The 12060-nt window shown below is 69.8% G+C and carries 10 protein-coding genes; 5 read left to right on the forward strand and 5 right to left on the reverse strand.

Annotation, left to right across the window (positions count from 1 at the left end):
- The first annotated feature begins 76 nt into the window (after positions 1–76).
- Positions 77–1675 carry a long-chain fatty acid--CoA ligase gene (locus tag JNUCC0626_RS15475; RefSeq protein ID WP_394620449.1) on the forward strand — a complete coding sequence of 533 codons (1599 nt, stop codon included), beginning with the start codon at positions 77–79 and terminating at the stop codon, positions 1673–1675.
- On the opposite strand, the gene JNUCC0626_RS15480 is transcribed toward JNUCC0626_RS15475, so the two are convergent.
- Positions 1658–3322: a helix-turn-helix domain-containing protein gene (locus JNUCC0626_RS15480; protein ID WP_394620450.1), complete on the reverse strand. Its 1665-nt coding sequence runs from the start codon at positions 3320–3322 to the stop codon at positions 1658–1660. The genes JNUCC0626_RS15475 and JNUCC0626_RS15480 overlap by 18 nt on opposite strands.
- Positions 3323–3466: 144 nt before the next feature.
- On the opposite strand from JNUCC0626_RS15480, the gene JNUCC0626_RS15485 reads away from it, so the two are divergent.
- Complete coding sequence (locus JNUCC0626_RS15485) at positions 3467–4822, forward strand: MFS transporter (RefSeq protein WP_394620451.1); 1356 nt, start codon at positions 3467–3469, stop codon at positions 4820–4822.
- Positions 4823–4835: 13 nt separating this feature from the next.
- Positions 4836–6434, forward strand: coding sequence for a tannase/feruloyl esterase family alpha/beta hydrolase (locus tag JNUCC0626_RS15490; protein ID WP_394620452.1), 1599 nt, complete (start codon positions 4836–4838; stop codon positions 6432–6434).
- Here JNUCC0626_RS15490 and JNUCC0626_RS15495 read toward each other — a convergent pair.
- A complete protein-coding gene (locus JNUCC0626_RS15495) occupies positions 6409–7311 on the reverse strand; it encodes a LysR family transcriptional regulator (RefSeq protein WP_394620453.1) in 903 nt (300 codons plus the stop codon). The two genes, JNUCC0626_RS15490 and JNUCC0626_RS15495, sit on opposite strands and share 26 nt — an antisense overlap.
- Before the next feature lie 82 nt (positions 7312–7393).
- On the opposite strand from JNUCC0626_RS15495, the gene JNUCC0626_RS15500 reads away from it, so the two are divergent.
- Positions 7394–8626 carry an MFS transporter gene (locus JNUCC0626_RS15500; protein ID WP_394620454.1) on the forward strand — a complete coding sequence of 411 codons (1233 nt, stop codon included), beginning with the start codon at positions 7394–7396 and terminating at the stop codon, positions 8624–8626.
- On the opposite strand, the gene JNUCC0626_RS15505 is transcribed toward JNUCC0626_RS15500, so the two are convergent.
- Positions 8595–9248 carry a hypothetical protein gene (locus tag JNUCC0626_RS15505; RefSeq protein ID WP_394620455.1) on the reverse strand — a complete coding sequence of 218 codons (654 nt, stop codon included), beginning with the start codon at positions 9246–9248 and terminating at the stop codon, positions 8595–8597. The two genes, JNUCC0626_RS15500 and JNUCC0626_RS15505, sit on opposite strands and share 32 nt — an antisense overlap.
- 215 nt (positions 9249–9463) lie before the next feature.
- Between JNUCC0626_RS15505 and JNUCC0626_RS15510 the strand changes: the two genes are divergently transcribed.
- On the forward strand, positions 9464–9919 hold the full coding sequence (locus tag JNUCC0626_RS15510) for a hypothetical protein (protein ID WP_394620456.1): 456 nt from the start codon (positions 9464–9466) through the stop codon (positions 9917–9919).
- Positions 9920–9971: 52 nt separating this feature from the next.
- Here JNUCC0626_RS15510 and argG read toward each other — a convergent pair whose 3' ends face one another.
- Both argG and JNUCC0626_RS15520 read right to left on the reverse strand, forming a co-directional pair.
- Positions 9972–11417 (reverse strand): argininosuccinate synthase, encoded by a 1446-nt coding sequence (gene argG, locus JNUCC0626_RS15515; RefSeq protein ID WP_285641521.1) that lies wholly within the window; start codon positions 11415–11417, stop codon positions 9972–9974.
- A 90-nt stretch (positions 11418–11507) separates the two neighbouring features.
- Positions 11508–11987 (reverse strand): hypothetical protein, encoded by a 480-nt coding sequence (locus tag JNUCC0626_RS15520; protein ID WP_394620457.1) that lies wholly within the window; start codon positions 11985–11987, stop codon positions 11508–11510.
- Between the last annotated feature and the right edge of the window lie 73 nt (positions 11988–12060).

Genomic DNA, 12060 nt, shown 5'->3' on the forward strand with positions numbered 1-12060 from the left:
ACGCCGCCGCGGCACGGGGATGAGTGGACGTTTCCTCCCTCTCGCGCCCTGACCAGCTCACTTAGGGTCACGTCTCATGGACGGGCTGATGCAACCCCGGCCGCTCACCATCGCGCACATCCTGGAGCGGGCCGAGCGCCTCTACGCGCACAAGCAGATCGTGTCCGACGAGGAGAGGGTCACCTACGCCGACGTCGCCGGGCAGGTCCGGCGGCTCGCCACCGCGCTCGACGCCCTCGACGTGCCGGCCGGCGCCCGCGTGGCCACGTTCGCCACCAACACCCGGCGGCACCTGGAGCTCTACCTCGCGGTGCCGGTCACCAAGCGGGTGTTGCACTCGCTCAACATCCGGCTCTCCGCCGACCACCTCGAGTACATCGTCAACCACGCTCAGGACGACGTGGTGTTCGTCGACCGCGCGCTGCTCCCCCGGATCTGGCCCAGCGCACCGACCACGCCGTCGGTGCGGCACTGGGTCGTGCTGCCCGACGACAGCGGCGAGCCGATCCCCGACGACCCGCGCGTCCTGCTCTACGACGATCTCGTGGCCACCGAACCGTTCCGCGGCTCTTTCGAGGACAACTTCACGCTGGCGGACGAGAACCTGGCGTCCGGCCTCTGCTACACCTCCGGCACGACCGGTCCACCGAAGGGCGTGCTCTACAGCCACCGCTCGACCGTCCTGCACTGCCTCGGCACGCTCGCCGCCGGGTTCATCGGCCTGTGCGAGAACGACGTCGTGATGCCGATCGTGCCGATGTTCCACGCCAACGCCTGGGGCCTGCCCTACGGCGCCATGATGACCGGCGCCTCGCTCGTGCTGCCCGGGCCGTCGAACGAACCGGAGCACCTGCTGTCGTTGATGGAGACCGAACGGGTCACCGTCGCCGGTGCGGTGCCGACGGTCTGGACGAGCCTCGCCCCCGGTCTGCGGTCCCGCGACTTGAGCGCCGTGCGGTTCCTGCTGGGCGGTGGTTCCGCGATCGCCCCGGCACTCTCGGAGACCTACCGCGCCACCATCGGCGTGCCCATCACGCACTCCTGGGGCATGACCGAGATCAGTCCGGTCGGGACGATCGGCGGCACCCGGACCCAGCACGACGCACTGCCCGACGGAGATCAGGTCGCGGTGCGGGCGGCGCAGGGCCAGCCGTTGCCGCTGGTGAACCTGCGGATCGCCGACGTCGAGACGGGCGTGGAACTCCCCCGTGACGGCAAGGCGATCGGTGAGCTCCAGGTGGCGGGCCCGTGGGTCGCGGGCGGCTACTTCCTGGTGGACGCGGCCGACCGGTTCACCGAGGACGGCTGGCTGCGCACCGGCGACCTCGCCACGATCGACGCCCACGGGTACGTCAGGCTGGTCGACCGGATGAAGGACCTGATCAAGTCCGGCGGCGAGTGGATCTCCTCGGTCGAGCTGGAGAGCGCGCTCGCCTCGCACACCGACGTCGTCGAGGTCGCCGTCGTCGCCCGGCCCGACCCGCGCTGGGTCGAACGCCCGGTCGCCTACGTCGTGCTGCGCGACGGCAGCGCCACCACCGGGGAGGACCTGGTGCGGCACATCACGCCGCTGGTCGCGAAGTGGTGGCTGCCCGACGAGGTGTTCTTCCGGACCGCACTGCCGAAGACAGGTACGGGGAAGCTGTCGAAGAGCGCCCTACGAGAGTCCGCCTGAAGACCTCAGCCGGTGCAGTTCCAGCCCGAGGCGCAGTTCCAGGTCGTTCTCGGTGCGCCAGTCGGCACCGAGAACGTCGCCGACCCGATCGAGCCGTTTGAGCAACGTGTTGACGTGCACGTGCAACGCGCGCGCTGTCGCCGCCACGTTCGCGCGGTGGTCGTAGTAGGTGGTGAGCGTGCCGACGAGGTCGGTGCCACGGCGTTCGTCGTGGTTCGCCAGCGGCCCGACCGACGTGGCGAGGAAGCGGTCGAGGTCGTGCACCCGTTCGACGTCGAACACCAAGGCGTACAAGGCATAACGGCCGGTCGTGGCGCCGCGGTCGGTGTGCCCGAGCGCCCGCATGACCGTGCCGCAGCGCCCTGCGAGCGAGAACGCGCGCGCCCAGTCGTGGCTCACCGCCCGCTCTCCCACCACCACAACTGGGCCACCGCAGACGCGCTTGAGACGGCGGTGGACCTCCTCGACGGTGCGGTCGTCGTCGGTGCTGGGGACGATCATCGTGGCCTTGCCGAGGTGTTCGCCGGCGAGCCCCGATCGTTCCCGCGCGATGTCGTGCAGATGCCGCACGAGGTCAGCGGGCGCCTCCGACTCGGCGACCACGACCAGCGCGAGCTTGTCGGCGTTGATGTGGCGAGCGTGCGCACGGGAGCGTTGGGAGGCGCTGATGCCAGGGCTGCCGACCATCAGCTCGGTCAGCAGCTCGCCGCTCAGCCGTTCGCTGGCGTCGGCGACCGCGCGTTCCTTCAGGATCAGCAACCCCAGGATGTGCGTGGCGCGTTCGAGGGTGCGCAGGTCCATCTCGTCGGAGACCCCGTGCTCCGGCAGGGCTTTCCGGCTCCACGACAACGCGCCGAGGTGGCTGTCGCCCGCCCGGATCGGCGCCACGCTGTGCGCGATGCCGTCGGCGACCGACGTCGTGACCCGGCCGGACCGGTGGCCCGCCGCGTCGGCCCGGTCGAGCACGACCACGCTGCCGCCGAGCTGCCCGGCGAGGTGCTGAGCGACGTCGTCCGGGGTGCCGCCTTCGAGCACCACGCCGGTCAACGTCTCGTGGATCGCCTGCGCGCGTTCGACGGACGCGACGTGTTCTTTGAGGCCCCGCAAGGCGATCCGGCTCTCCTCGTAGAGGCGGGCGTTGTCGAGCGCCACTGCAGCGTGGTCGGCGAACGCGCTGAGCAACGCGATCTCGCCCGCGTGGAACGACCGCTCGGAGCGGTAGGCGGCGAACAACGCGCCCACCACCTCGTCGCGGATCACCAGCGGCACGCCGAGCAGCGCGACGAGGTCCTCGGTGCCGACCAGCCGGTCGAAGCCCGCGTCGTGGTCGATGTGGGTCGAGGCGGCGTAATTGCGCACCCACTGCGGACGGCGGGTGGCCATCACCTTGCCGCCGAGCCCGACCCCGGCCGGGATCGTCGCGCTCAGGAACGCCGCCGAGATCGTGCCCTCGGCCGCCTTCGCCGACAGCCTGCCGTCCGCGACCAGCGAGAGGTACGTGAAGTCCGTGCCCATCAGGTCGTGGGCGTGCCGGACGATCGACTGCAGCACGTCGTCGAGTTCGCCGAGCGCGGTCAGCGACTTCGCCGTCGCGTACAACGACGCGAGTTCCCGCTGCCGGCGCACGAGTTCGTCCGTTTCGGTCACCGGCCCATTCTCACTCAGAAATCGGTGGAGGAAAGGTCCACCAGATCCGGGCCTGCGGTGTGTGATCCGGACCTCGGCTCGCCAGGCCCGCCGCCCTAGCGTTGGCCGTCATCACCTGCCGGTTCATCGACGAAGGCGGCATGTATGACGACCCCTGTGGCCCAGCCGGAACAGACCCGGCGGCGCGGCTTCCGCAAGCTCCTCACCGCGGGCCTGATCGGCAGTTCGATCGAGTGGTACGACTTCTTCCTCTACGGCACCGCGGCCGCGCTGGTGTTCCCCAAGGTGTTCTTCCCGCAGTCGTCGGCGCTGACCGGCACGCTGCTCGCGTTCAGCACGTTCTGGGCCGGGTTCGTGGCGCGGCCGGTCGGCGGGGTGCTCGCCGGGCACTTCGGTGACAAGTACGGGCGCAAGCCGGTCGTCGTCACGTGCCTCGCGTTGATGGGCGCCGCGACGTTCCTGATCGGCTGCCTGCCCAGCGCGTCGTCGGTGGGGGCGCTGGCGCCGATCCTGCTGGTGACGCTGCGGTTCCTGCAGGGACTCGCGGCGGGTGGGCAGTGGGGTGGGATCATGTTGCTGCTCACCGAGTCCGCGAGCCCTAAACGGCGCGGGTTCGCCGGGACGTTCGGGCAGACCAGCGTCCCGGTCGCGGTGATCATCTCGAACCTGATCTTCGTGGCCGCGAGCGGGCTGATGCCGAACGACGCGTTCCTCAGCTGGGGCTGGCGGATCCCGTTCCTGCTCAGCATCGTGATGTTCGGCGTGGTCCTGTACGTGCAGTCCAAAGTGGAGGACACGCCGGAGTTCCGCGCGTTGCAGAGCGAGGTGGCCCGGCCGGAACGCGCGGTGGTGCGGGCGCCGCTCGCTCAGGTGATCCGCTCCCGGTGGGGAACGATCCTGCTCGCCTGCGGGATCCTCTCGGCGACCAACAGCCTGTTCTACGTCAGCATCGCCGGACTGCTGAACTACGGCACCACGTCGTTGAAGCTCGACCGCAACGGGCTGCTCACGGTGGTGCTGCTCAGTTCCGTGGCGATGCTCGCGGTGCTGCCGTGGTCCGGGCACGTGTCCGACCGGATCGGACGGCGGCCGTTGATCCTGATCGGCGGGCTGGGCGTGGCGTTGTGGGGCTTCCCCTACTTCGGGCTGGTCAACACCGCGTCGCTGCCGCTGATCTTCGTCGCCGTGGTGGTGGGCTTCATCTTCCAGAGCCTCACCTACGGCCCGATCGCGAGCTTCCTCGGCGAGCTGTTCGCGCCCAACGTCCGGTACTCCGGCGCGTCGCTGTCCTACCAGCTGTCCGCGATCGTGATCAGCGGTGGCACGCCGTTCCTGATGACCGCGCTGATCGCGGAGACCGGCAGCACCCTGCCCGTGGCCGCCTACATCACGCTGATGGGGCTGATCACGTTCGTCTGCGCGTGGTTCCTGCCCGAGACGAACCCGGCCGAGGTCCGCTCGGACCCCGAGGCCGTTCCCGGCACGCACCTCTACCGTTGAAAGGACACCGGTGGTGAAGACCCCCGTCGTGCTGGCCGCCGCGGTTCTGCTGCTCGGCGGAACCCCGGCTCTCGCAACGCCTTCCGCGTCCTGTGCCTCGTTGGCCGGGGTGGCGATCCCGGCCTCCGCGATCAGCCTGCCCACTCGGGGAGGCCAGGTCACCTCGGCCATCGCCACGTCGAGTGTCGTGAGTGGACGGACGATCGAGTACTGCCAGGTGGACGCCGACCTGCGTCCGGTGGACCGGTCCGCGCCCGCGATCAAGATGCGGGTGGCGTTGCCGGAAGGGTGGAACCGCAAGGCGTTGATGTTCGGCGGTGGCGGGTACAACGGCACGATTCCCTCGTTGACGGGCACCGTGCCGTTCGCCGCCGGGGACGCACCGCTGGCCCGCCGGTACGTCACGTTCGCCAGCGACTCGGGTCATCAGCAGACGCCCGGAACCGTTCCGTCGCTGGACGGGTCGTTCGGGGTGAACGACGAGGCGTTGCGGAACTTCGCCGCCGGGGACGCGCTCAAGAAGACCTTCGACGCCAGCATGTTCCTGGTGCGGCGGGCTTATGGGCGCGGTCCGGCGCAGACGTTCTTCGCCGGCGGCTCGACGGGTGGCCGGGAGGCGCTCGTCGTCGCACAGCGGTGGCCGGACGCGTTCGACGGCGTGATCTCCGGTTTCCCGGCGTGGAACAACCTCGCCGAAGGCCTGTACCTGGGGTACCTGACGCAGGTGCTGGCGCAGCCCGGCGCGTTCCCCGGACCGGCCGAGCAGACGTTGTTGTACACCAGCGTGATCAGCGCGTGCGACGGCGCGGACGGGGTGCGCGACGGCGTCGTCTCGAACCCCGATTGCCGGTTCGACCCCCGCACGTTGCGGTGCCCGCAGGCCGCCGGGTGCCTGACGGACGCGCAGATCGAGGCGGTGACGGCCATGTCCACGCCGTTCCGCTGGCCGTACCAGGTCGCGAGCGGCGAGACGAACTACCCCGGCTTCCCGTTCCTGTCCGGCGCGGACATGCGGACGCCGTTCCTCGGGTTCGGCACCACCGCCCCGGCGAACCCGATGCCCACCACCAGCGGGTACGGCATGCAGTACTGGGACCAGTGGGTGAAGCACTTCCTGACCCGCGACCCCGGCTTCAGCGCTCTCGACCTCGACCCGCGCAAGCCCGGCAAGTGGCTCTCCCGAATCAGCGAGCTGTCGTTGATCCAGGACCGCAACAACACCGACCTGCGCCCGTTCGCACGATCCGGCGGCAAGCTGATCCTGTTGCACGGCAACGCGGACGAGCTCGTCTCGCACCGGTCGACCAACGACTACTACGAACGCGTGCGCGACCGGCTCGGGCCCAGGGCGACGGACGAGTTCCTGCGGTACTACCTCGTGCCCGGCGCCAACCACGCGAACTTCGGCACCCCGGCGTTCGCCGCGGGCTGGGACTCGCTCACCGCGCTCGAACAGTGGGTCGCAAGTGGACGGTCGCCGCGCTCCCCGGTCGTCACGGACCTGACGCACGCCAGGACGCGGCCGCTGTGCGAGTACCCGGCCTGGCCTCGTTACCGCACAGGCGATCCGAACGTCGCGGCGAGCTTCAGCTGCGTGGCTCCCCGAGCCTGAACACCTCGTGGATGACGCCGATCAACGCCCTGGTGGCGGCGCTCGGCCTGCGTCCGGCGGGCCACGCGAGCCCGAGCGGCCAGCGCAGGTCCGCGCCCGTCACCTTGAGCGTCTTCACCCCGGCCGCCGCCCCGATGATGTAGTCGGGCAGCAGCACCACGCCGAGGCCGTGCCGCACGAAGTCGACGCCTGTGTAGATGTCGGACATCTCCACGGTCACCCGGCGCGGCACGGCGTTGGCGGCGAACGCCCGGTCGGCCACCATCCGGTTGCCGTAGCCGAGCGGTGAGTCGATGAAGTCGAGCCCGGCGAGGTCGCTGATCGGCACCTCGTCGCGCGCGGCCAGCGGGTGACCGACCGGCACGACCAGGTCCATCGGCGAGTGGGACAGCTCGTCGAGCACGATGCCGTCCGGCACCGCGCCGGGCAGCGACACGAAGGACAGGTCGAGGCTGCGGTCGAGTAGCTGCTCCACCAGCCCGAGCGAGCCGGACGTCGCCGCGTTCGTGCGCACCAGCACGCCGGGGTGGCGCCGGTGGAACTCGCCGAGCAGCTCGGGCAGGTTGATCAGCGTCACCGACGTCAGCGTGCCGAGCCGGACCGTGCCGGTGAGCCCGCCCCTGACCTGCGCGACCGCATCCCTGGCCGCCGTGACGGCGTCGAGCACGGCCTGGGCTTTCGGCAGCAACGCCTCGCCCTCGTCGGTCAGCAGCACCCTCTTGGAGTTGCGGTCGAGCAGGGACGCGCCGAGCTCGCGTTCGAGGGTCTTGATCGCGGCCGACACGGCGCTCTGCACGACGTGCACGCGGGCGGCGGCGCGGGTGAAGCTCGCCTCCTCGGCGACCGCGACGAAGTACTCCAGCTGACGCAGGTCCACACCAGCGAGTATCTCATATTCTGATGATCGCTAGCTCCAGCTTTCGTTGGACGTGATGCTTGCAGGTCGGCACAGTGATGGCATGTCTCTGGTCCTCGATTCACCGCCGGTCGCCGAACGACCTGCCGAGAGCAAGCACCACGGCCGCGGCTTCTGGGCCGTCGCCCTCACGTTCCTCGTCGCGAGCGCCTACTCCACCGTCCCCGCTCCCCTGTTCCCGCTCTACGTGGCCCGCGAGGGCTTCACGACGTTCGACATCACGGTGGTGTTCGCGGCGTTCGCGGTCGGTGTGGTGATCAGCCTCGTGCTGGCCGGGCACATCTCGGACTGGGTGGGGCGCAAGGCGATCCTCATCCCGGCGCTGACGTTGGAGATCATCTCCGCGCTGCTGTTCCTGACCAGCACCTCGCTGCCGGTGCTGATCGTGGCGCGGGTGATCAACGGCCTGGGCATCGGCATGACCGTCGCCACCTCCACCGCGTTCCTCTACGACCTGCACACCCGGCATCGCCCCGGTGCCACGCCGCGCCGGTTCGAGATCGTGTCGACGGCCACGAACATCGGTGGCCTGGGCGTCGGCGCGCTGATCGCGGGCGTGCTCGCGGAGTACGTGCCGTCGCCGTTGAGCACTCCGTACGTCGTGCTGGCCGTGCTGCTGGTGGTGTCGGTCGCCGCTGTCGCTCTCACCCCGGAGACCGTCGACCGCCGTCGGGTGCCGTACCGGCCGCAGCGGATCTCCGCCGATCACGGTGACCGACGTGGATACGTGGCCGCCGGTGCCGGTGCGTTCGCCGCGTTCTCGGTGTTCGGCGTGTTCACGTCGGTGGCGCCGGGGTTCGTGGCGGGCGAACTGCACCACCCGTCCCGGCTGCTGGCCGGGCTCGTGGTGTTCCTGGTGTTCGGCGGCGCGGCCGTGGCGCAGACGCTGACCGGTTCGTTGTCCGTGGGCGTTCGCCGGGTCCTCGGGCTCGGTGGTCAGGCTCTGGGTGTGCTGCTGGTGGTCGCCGGGATCTACGCGACGAGCTTCCCGTTGTTCCTGGTCGGTGGCGCCGTCGCCGGCATCGGGGCGGGCGTGCAGTTCAAGGCGTCGATCGGCGCGGTCGCCGCGATGGCCGCTCCGGCCAAGCGCGGTGAGGCGCTGGCGACGTTGTTCTTCATCGCCTACCTCGGACTGAGCGTGCCATCGCTGTCGATCGGCCTCGCGACCCGCTACCTGGCGCCGGCCACCGTGATGACGTGGTTCGCCGGTGTGTTGCTGGTGCTGCTGGCCGGGGTGGCGGCGCTCAGTCGACGTACACCGCGATCGGGTGCCTGACGTCCTGCGGACACGTGAAGACGTTCAGGTTGCCCGCGTCGCCGAACTCCCACTCGACGTCCTCACCGGACGGTTCGTGCGTCGCGAGCGACAGGGTCTGGCGTTGCGCCGCACCGCAGTCAGGGCAGGCGAACTCGACGGGCCCGCTCCACGCCGTCCAGCCGCCGATCTTCGTGCCGCCGGAGACCTTGTCCTCGTGCTCGCCGAACCGGATGGGCTCGAGCGCGTTCACCGTCGGGACGTACAGCTCTTCCTGTTCGGACGGCTCGGGCTCCTCCTCGATCAACTCGAAGACCGTCGTGGAGTCGCGCCACACCAGCTCGACGTCCGGGCCGTAGCTGCCGCTCGGGAGGACGTGGTGCACCGTGCAGAGGAAGACCTGGAGCAGGTCCGTGCCCTCGGGGAAAGGCAGCTCCGGGTAGTCGCGGCGGTAGAGCTGCAGGGCGCCGACGAACGGCTCGGCGCCGCTCGCGGGGTCGTGGGCCGCGCCATCGCAGTGCGGCCACGGGTCGTCGATCGGCCACAGCATCGGGCCGCCGATGTGGCTGTCGGCGTCCGTCGGGTCGCCGGCCAGGGGGTTGAGCAGCACCGCGGGCCTGACCCGCTCAGCGTCGATCGACACAAGCTGTGAGGCTAGCGGAGTGGCTCAAAACGCTGGCGGCGTATCCGTGCCCAGCAGGCCGCGTCGCGGCACCGCCCCCACGCCCCCGTACAACCAGTACGAGTACGCGGGGGCGGCACCCCGACACGACCGTCTGGACACGAATACACCGGCAGCGTTTTGAGCCACCCCGCTAGCGGGGTAACGATGTCCCGCTTCGCACCGACCCCGGTGGCATGAGGTTCTTGATCGCGCTGCTCGCCGTCCTCGCCGCCGGGTGCAGCACCGAGGTCACCGGCTCCGGTTCGGGGTCCACGACGCAAACGACGACCACGACCACCGAACAGGCGCCGGTCACCACCACCGAGGCGGCGGAGAAGACCGCTTTGGACGGTGTGGCGCCGGACGAGTACGAGGGCATGCCGTCGCAGTACTGCGAGCAGCCGTTCGTCGGCGCCCTGGGCAAACCGATGCTGGCGGTCGTGATGGAGACGCCGTCGGGCCGGTTGAACTGCGACCGGGCCGGTGCCGTGCTGTTCGACTACTACGCCGAGCGCTCGGACCCCAAGACGGGACTGCCGCCGCTCAAGATCGGGACCATGTCCTGCAACCAGGTTCCCGAGGGGATCATGCCGCAGGTCGTGTGCGCGGACGCGGACGACGTCATCTACTCGATGTGGCCCCAGACATGAGAGAACGGGGTGGGAGCGCGCAGCTCCCACCCCGTTCCCGTTCAGAAGAAGACTAGTCCGTGCCGAACTCCATCGCGGCCGCGTCGAGCAGCTCGTCGGCCTCCGACACCTCACCGCGCGAGGCGATCGCCTCGGCGCCGCCGTCCGGCACCTCGCCGATCAGCTGGGTCGGCTCGGGCTGGGCGGAGATGAGCGCCGACTGGCGGGTGCCGACCATGCCGAGGCCCGCGAAGAGCTCCAGCTTGGCGCGGGAGTCCGCGATGTCGAGGTTGCGCATGGTCAGCTGGCCGATGCGGTCGACCGGGCCGAACGCCGAGTCCTCGGTGCGTTCCATCGACAGCTTGTCCGGGTGGTAGCTGAACGCCGGGCCGGACGTGTCGAGGATCGAGTAGTCGTCGCCCCGGCGCAGCCGCAGCGTGACCTCACCGGTGACGGCGGCACCGACCCAGCGCTGCAGCGACTCGCGCAGCATCAGCGACTGCGGGTCGAGCCAGCGGCCTTCGTACAGCAGCCGGCCGAGCTTGCGGCCCTCGTTGTGGTACGCCGCGACGGTGTCCTCGTTGTGGATCGCGTTCACGAGGCGGTCGTAGGCGATGTAGAGCAACGCCATGCCGGGCGCCTCGTAGATGCCGCGGCTCTTGGCCTCGATGATGCGGTTCTCGATCTGGTCGGACATGCCGAGACCGTGGCGGCCGCCGATGGCGTTCGCCTCCAGCACGAGGTCCACCGAGTCGTGGAACTCCTTGCCGTTGATCGTGACCGGGCGGCCCTGGTCGAAGCCGACGGTGACGTCCTCGGTCGCGATCTCGACCGACGGGTCCCAGAACTTGACGCCCATGATCGGCTCGACGATCTCGATGCCCTCGTTGAGCAGTTCGAGCGACTTGGCCTCGTGGGTGGCGCCCCAGATGTTCGCGTCGGTCGAGTACGCCTTCTCCACCGACGAGCGGTAGGGCAGGTCACGCTCGAGCAGCCACTCGGACATCTCCTTGCGGCCGCCGAGTTCGCTCACGAACGCCGCGTCGAGCCACGGCTTGTAGATGCGCAGCGACGGGTTGGCGAGCAGACCGTAGCGGTAGAACCGCTCGATGTCGTTGCCCTTGTAGGTGGAGCCGTCGCCCCAGATCTGGACGTCGTCGTCGAGCATGGCGCGCACGAGCATGGTGCCCGTGACGGCCCGCCCGAGCGGGGTCGTGTTGAAGTACGCGCGGCCACCGGAGCGGATGTGGAACGCGCCGCAGGCGAGCGCCGCGAGACCCTCCTCGACCAGCGCGGAGCGGCAGTCGACCAGCCGCGCGATCTCGGCACCGTACGTCCCGGCGCGGCCGGGGACGGTGTCGATCTCGGGCTCGTCGTACTGCCCGATGTCCGCGGTGTACGTGCAGGGCACAGCGCCCTTCTCACGCATCCACGCGACCGCGACGGAGGTGTCGAGACCACCGGAGAAGGCGATGCCGACGCGTTCGCCGGCTGGGAGTGAAGTGAGCACCTTGGACACGTTGAGAATTATGCACGAAGATGTATGCCCATGCACGCCTGGGTTCGTGTTAGCTGCAACTCATAGGTGTTTCCCCAGTTCGCGGGGCGTTCAGGCCAGGTCGAGCTCGTCCGCCCTGGCCCGCATGTACTCGATGTCGCCCCCGCCGTCCGACGAGCGCATGGCCGTGAGCGCGGCGTACAGGTGCGCGCCGGCGTACGGGTCCTGCTCCTTGCGTTCGTAGACCTCGTTGAGCGTCGGGTCGTACATGGCGTGCGTCATCGCAGCGAGGAGTGCGCGCGCTCGGACCGCGACTCCCTTCGGCGCGGAGGCGTCGAGGATCGGCGTGACCTTCGCCCACACCTCGTCCGGCGCGCCGGGCGGGTGGAATTGGTTGAGCGCGAGCAGTCCGTTCTCGAGCGCTCCCATCACGAGCCGGACCTCGGCGTCGTCCTCGGGCAACGCGCGCGCGACGGCGTCGGCGTCCCGGTCGTGATAGGCGATGGCGAGCCTGAGGCCGGCGGCCTGGCTGCGGTTCTTGCTCTCAGGCTCTTCGAACCACCACTGCTGTTGCGCGGTCCTGGGGAACATGTCCGCAGTGTGCGCCATCGATGACGATCTCGCCCAAGGGTTTAGGTAAGCCTAACCAAAGGTGTACGTTGCT

Origin of the sequence: Lentzea sp. JNUCC 0626 (assembly GCF_043632865.1) — a bacterium.
GTDB lineage: Bacteria > Actinomycetota > Actinomycetes > Mycobacteriales > Pseudonocardiaceae > Lentzea.